The sequence below is a fragment of the Polynucleobacter sp. JS-Safj-400b-B2 genome, assembly GCF_018881975.1.
Classification (GTDB): domain Bacteria; phylum Pseudomonadota; class Gammaproteobacteria; order Burkholderiales; family Burkholderiaceae; genus Polynucleobacter.
The window spans coordinates 1-17364 of sequence record NZ_JACVPJ010000011.1 but is presented as its reverse complement, the minus strand read 5'-3'; the positions used below and the strand labels follow the sequence as shown (position 1 = coordinate 17364).

General features: G+C 40.7%; 12 protein-coding genes. 10 read left to right on the top strand and 2 right to left on the bottom strand.

The genetic code is table 11. The annotated features are described in order from the left end of the window. The first annotated feature begins 141 nt into the window (after window positions 1-141). The 6 genes from galE (at window position 142) to ICN48_RS10845 (ending at window position 10102) form a co-directional block, all read left to right on the top strand. Window positions 142-1164, top strand: a complete 1023-nt coding sequence (gene galE / locus ICN48_RS10870) for a UDP-glucose 4-epimerase GalE (RefSeq protein ID WP_216153715.1) — start codon at window positions 142-144, stop codon at window positions 1162-1164. A gap of 211 nt (window positions 1165-1375) precedes the next feature. After that, on the top strand, window positions 1376-3268 hold the full coding sequence (locus ICN48_RS10865) for a hypothetical protein (protein WP_216153714.1): 1893 nt from the start codon (window positions 1376-1378) through the stop codon (window positions 3266-3268). An 18-nt stretch (window positions 3269-3286) separates the two neighbouring features. Then, complete coding sequence (locus ICN48_RS10860; protein WP_216153713.1) at window positions 3287-4270, top strand: exostosin family protein; 984 nt, start codon at window positions 3287-3289, stop codon at window positions 4268-4270. A 7-nt stretch (window positions 4271-4277) separates the two neighbouring features. Beyond that, window positions 4278-8480 (top strand): glycosyltransferase, encoded by a 4203-nt coding sequence (locus tag ICN48_RS10855; RefSeq protein WP_216153712.1) that lies wholly within the window; start codon window positions 4278-4280, stop codon window positions 8478-8480. 9 nt (window positions 8481-8489) lie between these two features. Beyond that, window positions 8490-9185, top strand: coding sequence for a polysaccharide deacetylase family protein (locus tag ICN48_RS10850; RefSeq protein WP_216153711.1), 696 nt, complete (start codon window positions 8490-8492; stop codon window positions 9183-9185). A gap of 65 nt (window positions 9186-9250) precedes the next feature. Then, window positions 9251-10102 carry a glycosyltransferase gene (locus ICN48_RS10845; protein ID WP_216153710.1) on the top strand — a complete coding sequence of 284 codons (852 nt, stop codon included), beginning with the start codon at window positions 9251-9253 and terminating at the stop codon, window positions 10100-10102. 179 nt (window positions 10103-10281) lie between these two features. Here the strand turns inward: ICN48_RS10845 and ICN48_RS10840 are convergent, their stop codons facing one another. Then, window positions 10282-11349, bottom strand: a complete 1068-nt coding sequence (locus tag ICN48_RS10840) for an alginate lyase family protein (RefSeq protein ID WP_216153709.1) — start codon at window positions 11347-11349, stop codon at window positions 10282-10284. Window positions 11350-11614: 265 nt separating this feature from the next. Here ICN48_RS10840 and ICN48_RS10835 point away from each other — a divergent pair, with 265 nt between their 5' ends. Next, window positions 11615-12850 (top strand): glycosyltransferase family 2 protein, encoded by a 1236-nt coding sequence (locus tag ICN48_RS10835; protein WP_216153708.1) that lies wholly within the window; start codon window positions 11615-11617, stop codon window positions 12848-12850. Window positions 12851-12978: 128 nt separating this feature from the next. After that, on the top strand, window positions 12979-15129 hold the full coding sequence (locus ICN48_RS10830; RefSeq protein ID WP_216153707.1) for a glycosyltransferase: 2151 nt from the start codon (window positions 12979-12981) through the stop codon (window positions 15127-15129). 13 nt (window positions 15130-15142) lie between these two features. Here ICN48_RS10830 and ICN48_RS10825 read toward each other — a convergent pair whose 3' ends face one another. Continuing rightward, window positions 15143-16387 (bottom strand): hypothetical protein, encoded by a 1245-nt coding sequence (locus tag ICN48_RS10825; RefSeq protein WP_216153706.1) that lies wholly within the window; start codon window positions 16385-16387, stop codon window positions 15143-15145. A 165-nt stretch (window positions 16388-16552) separates the two neighbouring features. Here ICN48_RS10825 and ICN48_RS10820 point away from each other — a divergent pair, with 165 nt between their 5' ends. Both ICN48_RS10820 and ICN48_RS10815 read left to right on the top strand, forming a co-directional pair. After that, window positions 16553-16786, top strand: coding sequence for a hypothetical protein (locus ICN48_RS10820; RefSeq protein WP_216153705.1), 234 nt, complete (start codon window positions 16553-16555; stop codon window positions 16784-16786). 247 nt (window positions 16787-17033) lie between these two features. Next, window positions 17034-17364 (top strand): 2-dehydropantoate 2-reductase N-terminal domain-containing protein (locus tag ICN48_RS10815; protein ID WP_304609755.1); only part of this gene is annotated, 331 nt, incomplete at its 3' end.

Genomic DNA, 17364 nt, shown 5'->3' with positions numbered 1-17364 from the left:
TTATGACCTAACTCTGTGTATTATATGGAAATTATTAATCTAAATAACGCATTAAGTGAATCAATTGTAGGAATTAAATCGGTTCAGCAATAGCTTTAAACTTCAATAATTAGCCTCATTTGTGCGGGAGTAAAGTTTGCGATGCAATTAAAAAGAATATTGGTTACCGGGGGTGCTGGCTATATTGGCTCACACACCGTTTTGCAGCTCTTAGATGCCCAATATGAGGTCTCTATATTGGATAATCTTTGCAATAGTCAAATTGAGTCTATACGTCGTTTGGAGCAGATTTCTGGCCAAACTATCGATTTCATTGAGGGCGACATTAGAGATCGGGTTTTGCTCAAAGAGGTTTTTGGTCAGAAATCATTTGATGCTGTTATCCACTTTGCTGGATTAAAGGCTGTTGGGGAATCCGTCTCTCTTCCCTTAATGTATTACGAAAACAATATCGGCGGCAGCTTAATTCTTTTTGAGGAAATGCTGAGGGCTGGTGTAAAAACTTTGGTGTTTTCATCTTCAGCCACGGTCTATGGGATTCCACAGTTTTTGCCAATAACTGAAGAGCATCCTTTGTCAGCGACCAATGCTTATGGGCATACCAAGCTCATGATTGAGCAGATTCTGAGGGATTTGGCAGCAGCTGATCCCGATTTTAGGGTGGTTCTTTTGCGCTACTTTAATCCTGTTGGAGCCCATATATCCGGCTTGATAGGGGAGGATCCGGCAGGCATTCCTAATAACTTAATGCCTTTTGTGTCTCAGGTAGCAGTGGGAAAATTAAAAGAGCTGGCTGTATTTGGTGATGACTACAGCACTATAGATGGTACGGGGGTGCGTGACTATATCCACGTCGAGGATTTGGCTTCTGGGCATTTGGCTGCACTAAAGTACTTACAAAGTCATGACGGGATCTTAACAACTAATTTAGGTACTGGCCGGGGAACTTCAGTCCTTGAGATGATTCATGCATTCGAAAAAGTCAGTGGCAAAAAGATCCCATACAAAATCAAAGCAAGGCGCCCTGGGGATGTTGCTAGTTGTTATGCTGATGCAAATCATGCCGCTAGTGTCCTTGGTTGGAGATCTCAGTATTCAATTGAGCGAATGTGCGAGGATGGCTGGCGCTGGCAGTTACAAAATCCTCAGGGTTACCCAAGGTAAGTTCAGTAGATATACACAGAGCAGGAAAACGAGTGATTTTGAAATTTGGGGTTTTATTAGGCACCGTTTACAGCCCGCCCAATCGAGCTCTACTAGGTGTTGATAGTACTTATCTACCAGCGATATTTTCTCTTTACGAATTAGAATGATAGATGAATAAAGTTCACAAAAGTGAACGAGTAAATCTTACTAATTTGTCTGAAACCCATTAATGCTTAAAACTTTTAAAAATTGGCTTCAGCTAGACAAAACAGATCACGGGGCCCTTGATGGATCCTCTCAGGCAGTGATCATTGAGCAAAATCCAGCATATGTTTCTGTTGTTCAAAAAAAGAAAAATGCTCTGGATGAGCGAATTAAAAAATATAAATTAGAGATTCGTGCATTAAATACCGCGAGCCAAGATCTTCAAAAGGAAAACCAAGTTCTATTGGCTCAACTTTTATCAACACAAGAGAGTGTTGTTGAGGCAGAGGATCGGAATAAGAAATTAGAGCAAGAGCTTAAAAAAGTTCAGGATGCCAAGGCGAATGAGTTTCAATCAGCCAAGGCCTCCCTTGAGAAGTCTCAAAAGTCGCATTCAGAATCACTTGCTAAAGTAGAAGCACTTTTGGCTGCAAAAAACCAAGAGGTGGATAAGGTCAGCAAAACAACGTCTACTTTAAACTCTGAAATTGAGAAACTTAAGTCTTTGGCCTCTCAAGAAAAGGCCAGCGCAGCTAAGTATCTTCTTGAAAAAAATCAAGCGAGTGCTACGGTTGCGAAATTGCAATCTGAGATAGAGGTTTTAAAGGGATTCAGTGCCAAAGAGGGCGCCAAGACTCAGCAAGAGTTGGCACAAGCTAAAGCTGACTCTTCTAAGAAATTGCTTGAAATTGAAGCTCTGAATCAGCGCCTTGGTGAGCAAGAGGCGAACTTAGAAAAAGTAGGTTACGAAAATGAGTTGCTATTAAAGCAATTATTTCAGATCCAAGAGAGTCTGGAGCGATATGACAACGAGGTAAAAGGGTATAAGAGCAAGATCAGTGACTATGAGTTACGCTGGGGTAGATTGGTCAAGAACCAGCCAAATATCATTGACTTTGAATCACTAGAAATCCTTTCCGAAGATCCCGTTTCATCGCCGCCAAGTTTGACTTTTAGAATTGAAAATTTATCCTTAGGCCAGCATTATTTTTCAAAAATTGACTTTAGCCTCATCTTTGGGGTCAATGATGTTTCAATCTCCATTCTTGATGATGATGCAGAGACGGTCATCTTTAATCCAAAGCAGGTAGCATTAAATGCGGAAGGTCAAAAGCAGTATCGCGACCTGAGCTATTTAACCTGGAAGAAAATTGTTGCTGCTAGCAAAGTGTTGCAGGATTCCAAAGTCAACCAATGGAGCAATCTTTCTAAAAATAGCGTTGATATCGTTTTTTGGGAGTCAAAAATTGCGAATTTTTGTGATTCCGTTAATAGTCTACCGCCAGTATTGAGATTTGAAGAAGCGCAACTAAAGCGCGAGTTAATTAATCCAGATTATGAGCACCTCTGGATCAAGCTATCGAATGTTGATTTCGGCGTTTACAGCAAACCCGTCCTTGAGTTGAGGTTTAGTGCTGCATTAATTACTGATCCCAAGAGCTTTTCCCAGTTTCCAAAAATTGAGTTTCCTTTGATTAATGGAAAAGATAAGCCTTTTGAAAGTTGGTTTCCCGAATCTAGGGATGAGTTTGGCCCTAAATTTGAATTACGCTTCTCTCTTGAAAAGCAGGTATTTGATCTGGCTGCCATTCAAAAGCTAAGCGCTTCCGATAGCGTATTTGTTGTGGCTATGTGCAGGCAAATTCCCAATATCTTAGAGCGACTAGAGGGAAATAGAATCTCTATTTCAAGACCTTGGGCAAATTGGCAAGATATGGCAAGCTCATCAGTAGCTATCATCGATAAGTTGCTAAAGGGTGTTACTAAGGCCGCTCCGACCATGAAGCAAGCTTCAAGTGAGTCGATTGCTGCGACAAGTCCTGCTCGCGCTGAAAGTCCACCTGTTGAATCTGCGAAGCTTGGGAAGCCTGCAAAAACACCCAAGATGGTCGTGATCAAAAAAAAGACCTCTCGATAGGTCGGCTATAAATTAATCATGCTTGAAAATATTCATTGGAAGAGGGTCAAAAATCTGCTGGTATTTGATTACGGTTGGCAGGTGCCTGCAAAAACTGAGCTATGGGCTTATGAATCTTTTCAAAGCAGTTTTTGCGATAGTCCTTTTGTAGAGATGATTTGCTTTCCCTGGGCAACCTTAATTGATTTGCTCAGGCGAAATCAACACGATAAAGCGGAATTCTATTTGGAAGCTTTAAAGGGAATGCCTTCGAAAAGAACCTTAAAGAGAGCTACTGTTTGTCAGCATATCTATGCCAAAGATCTGTTTGACCTCTTTGATCGCGCTCAGATTACAGATTTGTTTTGGTCTCATTCTGTTCAGGATGAGCTAACAATTGGACCTATCAAAGTTCATCCGTTTCCTCTCTATCCCTATGCAGACGCCAGCGTAGATGGCAAAAGTCAGGCCCCTTTAACTGAGCGCCCCTATTTATATAGTTTTATTGGTGCCTATGATCCAACTTGCTATTTGACCGATATACGTAAAACAATCCTATCTTTGCCCAAAACTCCCAAATCATATTTGGTGGGTAGGGAAAGCTGGCATTTTGAACAAGTTGTCTATGATCAGCAGATATTGGGGGCGGCTCCCGATGACTCCGAAGTACAGCAATTTACATTAAAGGCCCAAGAGTACGCTGAGGTTTTAGCAAAGACAGTATTTAGTCTTTGCCCGTCTGGATCTGGCCCCAATTCAATTCGATTTTGGGAGTCCTTGAGACATGGATGTATTCCGGTTCTGTTATCAGACACCTGGAGAGCGCCACAATTTATCGATAACTTATCTATCTTGCATCTTGAAGAGTCCGAGACTAGCCTCCAAGCTTGGCTTGATGAGGTAAATGAGGCACCTTCGCTGGATGAATATTTGCGCACAAATAGTTTGCATCCAAACCTAATTAGCAGTAATGAATTATGTAGTATGGCTATGGAAAATGATTTTTACACCAAATTTGATTGAGTAAAAAATGAGTGATTTAAAGCAGGCAAATAAGTTATTTCTAGATGGTCAGGTTGAGGCTGCGATTGAGGCCTATAAGCAGGTGGCAATTAAAAGCCCAAACTTGAAAGATATTGCCAATTTCAATATTCAGTATCTGCAATCAAAGCTAAACAAAAAGTATCTACCTAGAAGCGCGACTGCTGAGCGTGTTCAAAAAATACAAGCATTGCCCGCTAAAACCCAAGAGGTGTTAATGGGCAAGACTACGCTTAGTGGCAATTTTTATGCGATAGGCTCAGATGGGTGGAAAAACTGGAAGACTGAATTTGGTCCCGGTCAGGTATCGTATCCGAGTGAAAAAAGTGTTTTGTTAAATTCAGCCGGTGAAAGACTGTTTTTAAGTAAAACTTTTAATTTTAAGAAAAATCACCGCTATACCTTCCAATTTACGATCGAGGACTATCAAGGCGATCTTGGTCTAGTTCTGATGCTTTTCTCAAGCTCAAAGGAAGCGCCGAAGGAGGTTGAGAAGATTCGTCTGCTCACGAAAGATATTAGCCTCAACCGTCAGCATTCCATTCAATGGATTCCATCGACGGATCTGACCCTTTCATTGAGATTTGGCATGGGCACTAGCTCCAAAATACCAGGCCCAGGAAAAATTCAGATTAAAGACTTTAATATTTTTGAGAGTAAGAATTTAGATCAAGCTGTTAAAAATGAGCATCTGACCAGCAAGATTACCCAAAAGTATATTGATCCCGAGTTCTTCTTGCCGCCAATCATTGGTGCAGGTAATGATTATTCTCATATTGATTTTGAGGCAAAAAAACTGATCGATGGTAGCAAGGCTTGGCAGAAAAAGAAAGTTTCCTTGATCATTACTGCTCATGAAAGAGCGCAGTTACTGCGTAACACATTAGCAGCATTAGTTCACCAAACTTACCCTAAAGAATTGCTTGAAGTGGTGGTGGTTGACGATGGTAGCCTTCAGGAAGATCTTGAAGCGGTATTCAAAGAGTTCTCAACTAAATTAAACATCTATTTCTCCAGGCAAAAAAAAGACAAATATGGTTTAAGTCGGGCGCGCAACTTAGGCGCTAAGGTTTCTACCGGCGAAATACTGTTATTTTTAGATAGCGATATTTTGCTGCCTAAAAACTTTGTCACAAAGCTGATGGCATACCATCATGTCTCAGACCAATGCTCGGTTTTAGGTATTCGGCATTTCATCGACGTATCTAAGGTCGCTACTGAGGATATCTTAAGTGGAAAGATTGCTCCTGAAGCCATAGAAAAAGCAAAATCAAGTAATCCTCACTTTAAGGATTTTGTTGATTCTTCAGGAAAAACGCAAGATTGGCGTCTTGCTGATTTTGAAGAGAGCGATTGGTTAAAAAAATCTACCAATCCATTTAGGTATTACGGAGGTGGCCACTCTAGTGTCAGTAGAGCAATTTTTGATCTAGTAGGGGGTTTTAGTGAATCCTTTACAGAATGGGGTAATGAAGATCAAGACTTTGCCTACCGCGTATGGATGAGAGGCGCCTATTTCATACCACTGAAAGAGGAGTTTGATTACCATCAAGAAGACTTGGCCCCTGTAAATCAGCAATACAAAATTGCTGAAAACGAGAGAACCAAGAAAATTCTGATCGACAATGTCCCCCATCTTTCAGTTCGTCCTTTGGATAAGGGTAATGCGCACCACATTCCTTTATTTTCAATCTACGTACCTGTTTTTGATACAGGCGAATACATTAAAGATTGTATCGAAAGCGCATTAAATCAAACTTATCAAGATTTTGAAATCGTTGTGGTCGATGATGGATCAACTGATAACAGCTGGAGCGAATTGCTTAAATTTGAAAAAAATAAAAAGGTTCGCCTCTATCAAAAGCCAAACTCTGGAATTGGCGCAACCACCAATTTTGCTCTAGATCGCTGCAGGGGTCTATATATTGTTCAGTTAGACTCCGATGACCTATTAAAGCCAGACGCACTAATGAGTCTGGCCAATTTCTATAATGAGAACCCAACTGTAGATTGTATCTACGCCAATCGAGAAATTATTGATGGCAAAGGGATATATCAGCGTGAAGGCTGGTCACCAGATGCGTTTGATCGTTACTATAACTTAGTGGGCATGTCAGTCATGCACTTAAGATCGTTTAATCGCCGTCTATTGTTTAGGGGCGCACGATTTAATGAGCACATTCTCAATGCCGTGGATTATGACTTTTACTTAAAGTTATCGCAATTATGCGACATTCATCACCTTGATAAAACCTTGTACAGTTATCGCATTCATGATTCGCAGACGAGTACAAAGGATGATGGCGCACAAAAAGTCAATCACGTTATTGTAGTCAATGGCTTTCTCAAAAGTCTCGGCTTAGATGACTTTTACGCAATTACTGCCGATCCATTTTTCCCCAGAAGGAACTACATCGTCAAAGCCGGATCTGACTTTGAATTTCAGCTTCTCTCAGAGCAGCACAAGCAGCCCAATGTACCAGATGTAGTGCTTCCTGAGCCGGCAATGCCTGGCAATAACTACAAGCAGATCAAAGATTATGTGACTGAGTATTACCAGAAAAATCCTAAAACCTATACCCAGTCAATTTCGATCATTGTTCCTGTCTACAACCGGGCCGAGCGATTATCACGTTGTCTTGCTGGCATCTTTCAGCAAACCTACCCTAGGGAATTAATCGAAGTGCTTGTTGTAGACGATGGTAGCTCCGATGAAGTCTTGGAAGTCGTTGATAAATATTCCAAGCTACTCAATTTAAAGTACGCCAAGCAAACTGATGATGGTTACCGCTTGGCCATGGCCCGTAACCTAGGCATACGATTAGCTAGCCATGAAAATATTTCTATTATTGATTGTGACTTGATTCCATTGCCAAATTTTATTGAGTCCTTTATGCAGTACTTGCACCACTTTGATAACGTAGTCTTATTGGGGCATCAGCGCTTTGTTGATCCTACTGGAATAAGTGATGACGATATCTTGAAGAATATTAAGTCGCTAGACTTGATGGAGGATATCAAGCCTGAGAATACCGCCATGAAAGAAGATGAAGACGGCGTTACTAGAGATTGGCGCTATCAGCTCTACGCAAAGACTGACTATCTGATGCATGATGAGTTTCCATTCAGAGCCTTCTCATCAGGGCACGTTGCTTATAAGAAGCAGGTGATTGTAGATGCTGATTTTTATGATGAGGATTTTAACGTCTGGGGTTGCGAAGATAATGAAGCAGGGTATCGCATTTATAAAAAAGGCTATTACTTCGTACCCGTTCTAGAGGCAATAGACCTCCACCAAGAGCCGCCATCTGGTAAGAATGAAACAGATCGTGAGTCAGCCAGGATTATTTCTAGAAAGCTCTTACAGGAGAAGGTTCCTGCAACACGCGGTTGGTTTGGCGAATTTGAATTAAACGACAAATGCGCACCACTAGTATCTATTTGTATACCAGTTCACAATACTGGCCACTATGCAAAATTAGCCGTAGAAAGCGCGCTCAATCAAACTCAAAAATCGATTGAGATCATTATTTACGACGACGCATCGGATGATGGTACTTTACAGATGTTGCAAGCAGAGTACAAAAATAACCCTTTAGTGCGCATTATTGCCAATGACGTGCATCAAAATGTGACCTTTGCTAGGAATGAATTAATTAAACACGCTAGAGGTGAGTTTGTCGGTTTCTTAGATTCGGACGATGTTCTTCTTCCTGAATGTGTTGATTTGTGCGTGAAGAAATTTAGATCTAATCCTAATGTCGGCATAGTGTGTACAGACTATGAGTACATTAACGAAGAGGGTGAGTATGTACGCGACGGCATGAAACGTCAAAACTTTGATCGCCAGCAAATCATGTACGGCAATATCTTTACCCACTTTAGGATGTTTAGATTAAGAGACTGGAATCGCTCACGTCAGTTTAATGAGCAAGAGCTCAAAAGTTATGACTATGGCGAGGATTGGGACCTGGGGCTCAAAATTGCAGAAGTTGCAGATTTTGCGAGAATAGATAAAGTGCTGTATCAATACCGTCTCAGAAAAGAGAGTGTGACCAATATTCTGGATATTGAAGATAAGGCTGAAAAAACCCTCAAAATCATTAACTCACACCTCAAACATCATGGTATTGCCAGAAAAGCTATACTGACAAATCCTGCTACAGACCCCCATTCTATTGGTTTTATTTAAAGATTAGAAATGACCTCTACACCAAAGCCCATCGTCATTATCAGTTTTGATCACACTTGTGATCGAAGAAGTAATGAGATTGTTTTTGATGCTCTGACTAAAGCGGATATCAGACCCACTTTTTATATTCAAACTGGTCTCATTGGATCAAGGCATTGGCGAGCAACAGTTGCAGATATTCAACCACTCTATGACCAAGGTTGGGATTTTGGTAGTCACTCTGTTACCCATCCTAGAATGAGTGAATTAACTCCTGAACAAATTGAATATGAGATTCGGACTGCTGATATGTTTTTGGCAGACAATAAATTTGTTAAAGGTCGAAGACATTTCTCGTACCCTCAAGCAAGAACGGATGACAAAGTTATTGGTATTCTCAAGAAATACTGCGATACCGGAAGAATCGTTACTGGTGAGCTTGGAAAAATTAACCCAACCGGTGATGATTGGTACAAGCTCGATTGCTTATCCATGAAGGCAGGCCAACCCACAACAAGGGCAACCGATTTAGTTGATCAAGCCATTGAAAAAGAACTTGTGGCTCATATTATGTTTGAAGCAATATTTCCCGAAGATCCCCCAGAACAAGCTTATCTTGAAAGTGACTTCAGGAAGATAGTCGACTACATCAAGAATAAAAGAGATCTTGGAGAAATACAAACGATGACGGTTTCAGAGTTTTTTGATTCTTCTAATATTAAATAATTATTTGCTGAGCACCATTTTTTTGTGCAACTGGCGGAGCTTAATCTAGAAGAAATGTATATTTAATGAATAATAAATTTGTAATTGGATTTGTTCGATTTAGTATTATTTTGGAGAAAGATAAGGGGGCTTGGTTTTCTTCAAGGGAGCGAGATTGGGATGGGCATGTAAAACAAATACTTGATTTAAACCGTTTGAAATTAAGACTAAAGCTTTTTCAATACTCTTTGACTCAGCTCAATTTGCAGACCCGTAAGCCTGATCCTAGTTGGTTTAGGCTAATTGTTTTTACATCGACAATGCTTAATGACGAGTTTAAAAAAGAGCTTTACGAAATACAAAAAGAATTTACATGGCTCACATTTATAGAGAGAAGCCCTCAAGAGGGTATGGGGGCTGATTTAAGTGCATTATCTTTATTAAAAGAAATTAAATTTGAGAATAAAAAAATTCCCGTGTTGACATTTAGGCTTGATGACGACGATTTCTTGTCAATTAATTATCTTCAAAAAATTATAGAATACTGTAATGAGGAATATATCGATAAGGTTGTTACATTTCCCCATGGTTATAAATGTCTATGGAATCCTTCACTAGAAAAGATAGTGCAGTTACAAGAAGTAAGGAGACCATTTATCGCTATAGGCTTATCTGCAATTAGTTGTTTTAATGCTGAAAAAGGTATATTTGAGTCAAGAATTTCCACTGTATTTACTGGGATAAATCATAAGCAGATTCCAGATCACTTTCAAACTATTATTGATGATAGTGAATGCATGTATGTATGGTCTCATCACTCTGACCAAGATACCTTCGGTAGATTTAAATCAGAAATTATGAATGAAGCCAATCATTTTGTTATTGAAAAAAACTTTCACACCAATTTTCCATCGCTTAATGGTAAGACTTTAGCGTAGTTAATAATTTCTACTGAGTTTTAATTTTAAAATTTATATTTTATTATATTGTTAAAAGAAGATTCAATCTCACAGTTTGAGGGCTAAAGAAATCTTAATAGGCCTGCCTCGAAATTTTCCCTGTCTATGGCTTAATGTAGTTAATGAAATACCATGATTTATAAATTGCATTTACTCTGTTATTGAAACTCAAGCTCAAATAAATATGGTCGATCATATTTGCTTATCTTTGCCAGTGAGTCACTTAGTTTTTTATAGATGGGATCAAGCGCTGACGCTAATGAGTAAAGTAGTAGGGCAGAGCTTCTTTCCCAAAGCCCTTGATATCCCGCAATTCCAGCCTTGGCCCTTTTTTTATCAAAAGGTACAGGTGAGTTTACGAATTCTTCATGTGTTAACTTGCCTTCTGCATAAGGAGTCAACCAGTTCACTGCGTCCCTAAGGCTCACTCCCTTGGTGGTTTTGAGGTCAAACATATTTTCACCATGTGCCTTAAAAGCAATGGCCGCCTCTAGAAGCGGTTCAAGATCATAGGTGGCATAGTGAAGGGCGTCTCTTTCATGGAAATCATAGGTGGATCCATCAGCATTTAGGTTTCGCTCCAGGTGATCAAGAAAGAGTATTTTTGACTTATTAATCAATTCTGTGTTGTTTGTTGCATATGCGGAAAGAGCTATGAGTTTGATTCTGTGACTTTGCCAATTTCCGATATCAATCTTGGACTGCTTTGAAATTCTCTCGATATAACCATTTGCCATGACATAGAAGAATCTGACTGCTTTCCGATTTAGCTCAGGCGATAGATCGGATTGAATGAGGTCGTGAGTCAAAATTAGTTTGTCAAAATTTGTTTCATCAATTGGATTAAAGCTGGGGTCATAAGTATCAATCCACTTGTCCAGGAATTCAGAGGCTTTATTTAGGTAAGTTTTATCTCCAGTAAGGCGATAGGTCATAGCGAATAAATTCATGATGTTGATATCCTGCATGGCAATAACACTTGCATCATAAATTCCCTCGTGAGGCAGCGTTCCCTCGGTATGAATTTTAGCTAGTGGACTAGGCGATTTGCTCAAACTATTTTTTGCGTAACTAATCACGTGGTTTGCCGAATCAGAGCCACGTTGATTAATGAGTGAATTTACTCTTTCCGGGCTGATGGCTGCATAACCTTGAGCATAGAGGGCAAGACTTAAGAATAGCCCGACCAGCGCGATGGTTGACTTTAGTAAATTACTGAATTTCATTTGTAATTTTAGTTTTTATATATTTCTCTAGCTTTGTTCATGTATCGAATTAATTTTCAAATTTGATGATAGAGCAGTTTCATTTTGGTGCGTTTAAGTGCTATTTCAGTACCAATTATTTTGAGATATTTCCATAGTTATATAACCGCCTATATATCTGGCATATATTTGGGTAAGTTAGTTAGAATTTAGATGTATTATTTAATTTTCACCCAAACTTGGGAGCATTGAGAATGTCTTGCGCACATCATTTAAGAGTTTTAAATTGACCATTTCTATTATCGTTCCCTCATACAATTCTTCAGCCTTTCTTCTTCCTTGCCTGAAGAGCATTCAGTCTCGCACTAATAGGGATATCAAGATTCATCTGATTGACAATTGCTCAACTGATGACACGCTTCAGGTTGCTCTTAGCCATCCATTTCCTGGTACATCTGTATTGGTTTCTTCGCAAAAAGATGGTGGTGCTGCAGAGGCAATTAATAAGGGCTTTAAGCTCGCTAATTCAGCAATTATTGGCTGGCTTAACTCTGATGATTGTTATGCGTCCGGCGCTATTGATCGTGCTTTAAAGGCTTTTCAAGAAAATCCTAAGTTAATGGTGGTGTATGGAAAAGGGTCTCATATAGATGAGGCGGGTAAAACTATTGGCCCATACCCAACCTTACCCCCTAAAACAAACATTAATAGATTTAAGGATGGTAGTTTTATCTGCCAGCCCACTGTTTTTTTTAGACGCCAAGTCTTCTCCGATATTGGCTACTTGGATGAGTCTTTAAAGACAGCATTTGATTTTGATTTTTGGTTACGTATATTCCAGCATTACTCTAAAAGTCAAATTGGCTTCATTGATTCTATTCAGGCTTACTCTCGTTTGCATCAGCAAACCCTAACCAGGCGTTTTCGTCAAACTGTTGCGCTCGAAAGCATGAAGGTTATCTCAGACCATTTGGGTGATGCACCTGCCCACTGGATGCTGACGTACTTTGATGAGTTGTGCGAAAGATATCCCTTTGTAGATGAGCGTGAATCACTTACTGAGTTGCTTAAGTCAACGCTAGCCAAGGCTAAAGCATTTATGAAGCCCACCAACTTTGAGCAGTTGATCAAAACACTCCAAAGTGACTATCGTTTGATATTAGCCAAACCACAAATCTTCATGAGTGTGCAGCCTGATGGATGGGTGAGTAAATCGGCGACTATTCGGTTTAGATATGGCCCTGATGTGCCCCGCACCTTGAAGCTTTCTTGTGTTGGAGGCTGGCCCGAAAATCGAAGACTCAACCTGAATTTTTTATCCTCTGATGGGGATCTTCAGAAAGCTGCGGTTGAGAGTCAAGAGGAGTTTGTTATTCAGTTGGAGGCTCCAGAGACAACTACAGAGTCTTACTATGTATGGAAAATCCAGACCCGCCAATCATTTGTTCCCGCTAAGGCGCTAAAAAAATCAAAAGATACCCGCTCGCTATCATTTAAGGTCCTCAATTTAACGATAGAGTAGGGTTAATTGTTTCCTGTTTAGGTGCATTCCTTCTTTTTTCTGAGCTCTATAATCAATTCTTATGAGCCAGATATCTCTGGTCATCTTCTGTCTTTTATTGAAGCGATGGTTTTTGAATTTAGGGATTTATGCGGGAACTTGCACTAGCAAAATACTTTGCCAGCTTATTGCATCCAAGTGATTGGATGAGTTTGCACAAGCAAGATATTGCCGATCCAAATCTTGCATCTAGCCTAAATGAACGATTCGAGTCCTGGTGGTTGGTTAAAGGCAGAGCCCAATACCCATACTGGTCTTACTTAAGCGAAGATGAAAAAGCATGGCTGTCTGAGTCTGTTGGTGAATTAAATCTCCATAAACACAGGATTCCTCTGTCTAGAGCATTGAGTTTAATCACATCCTTTAGGGCCGATGTCACTGCTAAATTTTCTGAGCGACAGGGTGGCAATAGCTATGATCCCAATGCAGTAGCAGGATGGTATTTTTCATCTGGGGTGTATGAACATCTATTTTCTGAATTAATTACCTTAGAGACGATTCGTGAACTAGATCGGCCGATTTTATTTGAGACTAAAGAAGAGACTGATCCAGTTGTTGGTGTTCCTCAAGTCTCTGTATTAATGTATTTGGTATGGTGCATGCTCGAGAAAAGTATGCAAGATCAAATGGATCTTCATCAAACTAAAGGTCGATATTATTTTCTGGCTTGGTTCTTTACAAATGCTTTGAAGGTATTTAAGTTAGATCGCTTGATTACTAGTCGGTGGAAGTTGTGGTTGCAAGAAAGACTCATTATTGGATCTTCTAAGGCTACAATTCCACGTTTTGCGATGTTGGCCTATTCTCTGAGTAAGCCTGCCGATAGACCGAACCTAGAAACTCCTCTTGGAGCAAAGCAGTTATTAGATTGGTCTGAATTACAGCTTGGTGCTAAGGGATCTTGGCATTGGCTGCTAGAGCCATCTCTGTTGCCAATTAAACTACCAAAAATATTTGATCCACTAAAGCACGATGAAGATGCAAATGTTGGGCAAGCAGCTCATTTAGAAACAAAATCAACTACAAAGCCAGCCTCAAAAATAGCCCCGAAAATAGTCCCCAGGCCTTTTGGTTTAAACCTCATTGGTTTTGCCTATGGTGAGCTGGGGATTGGTGAGGATATCCGTATGGCAGTAGCGGCTTGCGAGGCTGCCAAGATCCCATATCAAATCGTCAATATTAGCCCGGGTGATGATGTACGCCAAAATGACTTGACCCTGAAAGAGCGTATTGAGGGTGCAAAAGAGCAAACTCGCTATGCCATTAATGTTTTTATCATGCCTGGCTTTGATATGGTCTCACGCTTATTTTTGCGCCATGGTAATGAGGTATTTGATGGCTATTACAACATCGGCTGGTGGCCATGGGAGCTATCAGTTTGGCCAAAGGCTTGGGATAAGGCCTTTGATTTAGTAGATGAAGTCTGGGCTGGCAGTCAATTTAGTTTTGATATGTACCAAGCCAGCACAAAGAAGCCTAGTTGCCTAATGCCTTTGGCAGTGAGCGTTCAAAATGTGAAAACGCTAGACCGAAAACACTTCAAACTAGCTGAAGATAGCTATTTATTCTTATACATCTTTGACTTTAATTCTCACCTGAAGAGAAAGAATCCCGAGGCTGCGATAGAGGCTTTTCAGAAAGCCTTTCCTCTTAAGCCATCTAAGACAAAAGGTAAAGCATCTACCCCAGCCAAAGTAGGCTTAGTTCTCAAGATCATGAATGCTAAACCCAAGGATCCAGCATGGCTTGCCTTTGAGAAAAGATGCGCAGAAGACGGGCGCATACAAATCATCAACCAAACCCTAGATCGCGAAGAAATTTTAGGACTAATTCAGACTTGTGATGCCTACGTTTCGCCACACAGAGCCGAGGGCTTCGGCAGAACGTTGGCTGAAGCAATGCTATTAGGAAAGCCAGTAATTGCGACCAATTATTCCGGTAATGCCTTTTATATGGAGGCCAAACTTACGCTACCAGTTGACTATGAGTTAGTTCCGGTTAAAGAGGGTGATTATCACTTTGTGAAAGATGAAGATCAGGCAGTATGGGCAGAACCCTCAATTGATCACATGGCAAAACAAATGATTGCGGCGATCAAAAAAACTCAAGACAAAGTTTACGCAAAGAATCTAAAGGATTGGGCTCAAGAGCAGTTCGCACCAGCTCGCACCGGCAAGATTATTAAGAAGCGCCTGACTGCGATCAAGGTTATCTTACGCAAACAGGATGCCTTAAGTTAACTTTGCACCCATCTTAATGAACGTTTCGAGCCTTATTCAGTTCTTCAACTTTAATAGCTGCGCGCTGCACAAGCGTATCAGCTCCCGACCTTGCCAGGAATTCTGGGGAGCAAAGGAACACATCTAGTATTTGCTTTGATGTCATGTCCTTAAAGCGCCCAATATTGTCTTGTGTTGTCGGTGCTCTACCCAGAAACAGTTTATAAGCAGCAACAATATCGTTGTTAGTCATCAATAGGGTGCTGAGTTGACGCTCGTTCTCAACTGGATCTACTAGTGCTCTTGGGGTAGGGGCGGCAACAGTGGTTGCTGGCGCTGGAGCTGGGGCAGTTGGAGTTGCAGCAGCAGGCGCTGGCGCAGGGGTTGGGCTAGTAGCGGCTGCTACTGCCGCTGGTTTTGGAGTTGCCACCGCGTTCACTACGCTAGCTGGTGCCTCGTTTGTAACAGGTGGGCTAGTGCTTGCAGTAGGCGGATCTACTTTCTGGATACTCTCTACCTGGTTTGGAGGGGGAGCCTTTGCCTCATCTGCTTTAACTGCATTGGTTTGCTGTTCTTTAGTTAATGCAGTATTGCTATCTTCCTTGGGCCGATTCTTTTCTTGCTTTTCTTTGAGTAAGCTATTAGCAGCAATCAATAGCAAGATAGCTAATGGATCAAATACCACCATGATCATCATGATGACTAGGCGAACGGCCTTATCAACTGAACCAACTGAATCGTCGTAGAAGATTTCAGCAATGTAAACCAAGGGGCCTACATCGGCGATGAGTTTATTTTCCTCTTGAAGAAGAGGTGCTTTTGCCTTACTAATACGGGTTAATTCTTTTTGGGTATCTTGGATTTGTCTATCTAAATAAGGGCTTGCTGATGATGGATCTTTTGCTCTGGCAAGTAAGTAATCCAGTCTCGCTTTAGCAATACCCTCTTGTGTAGTGAGTGTAGCGATATCTGTAGCGTTGCTCTTATTGCCTTGTGTCGAATCAATATGGGATTTTGCTAAGAAGCCAAAAATGCCCATTGAGGTAATGAGCATGAGCATGATGACCGCAATGGTTAAATAGGTTTTTAGCAACCAAGAAGCTTTTTTCCAGTTTTGATATAGCCAAGAGGTTGTTACCAATTTAGCAAGCTCTAATCCCACGCCCATGATCAGGATGGGCCAAAACGCACCCATAAAGATGGTCGTTAAACCAACGATCGAGTAGTAGGCGGCAATCGTGGAAAGCATGAAAGCCGCTAGGAAGGTTAAGTACATCATATTGGGGCATCCCGTTGCAGTATTACCAAAATCATAACAATAATCTTGTTACAGGTGTATTTGAACGTATTTGGGGACTATTTCTGGGATTTGGTCAAATAACGGGTGTATTCTTTTGAAGGTATATTAGTAAGGTATTGAATTCATTAAGAACGGGTAATTGAGATGATCGCCACTAAAGAAGACATTATTGCGGCTTATAAGATATTTCTAAATCGCCATCCGGAATCCTCATTTGTTCTGCAAAATCGCATTGATAAAAGCATTGAAGAGAATCTGATTGCGTTTGCTCTCTCAGATGAATTTCTGAGCCGCCCTGATGTTGCCGAAATCATTCAAAAAGCAGCAAAAATTGTTGCCGAGAATCAAAAGCCAATAAACCCATCTAATTCTCAATAACGATTAGGCTAGCCAATCAGGGCAGACCTCATTGCCTGGTGATTCGCCAATCTATGTGATCAAACTTTAGTTGTTGCAGATTTCTTCTTAAGCTTGATCACTGAATCGTAGTTGTGGGCAAATATTCCGCATTATGGTTGCTTTAAACATCAGTAATAGCCCTTAGCTACCATGCCAAAATTCTCTTATTGTTCAATAATGTGCAATCAATTATTAATCATTTGGTCTTTATTCTCGCGGAGTTATTTTGAAAGTCACCATCATCGGTAGCGGTTACGTAGGTTTGGTTACTGGCGCATGCCTGGCTGAGCAGGGTAATAACGTCTTTTGTGTCGATGTCGATCCTAAAAAGATTGAGATCCTCAACTCTGGTGGCGTTCCTATTTATGAGCCTGGACTTAAAGAGATGATTGAGCGCAACAGAGCTGCAGGTCGTTTACAGTTTTCTACAGATATTGCTGCCTCAGTTGCTCATGGTGATATTCAGTTCATCGCGGTTGGTACACCTCCGGATGAAGATGGCTCAGCTGATTTGCAATACGTCGTAGCGGCAGCGCGCAATATTGGTCGTCATATGA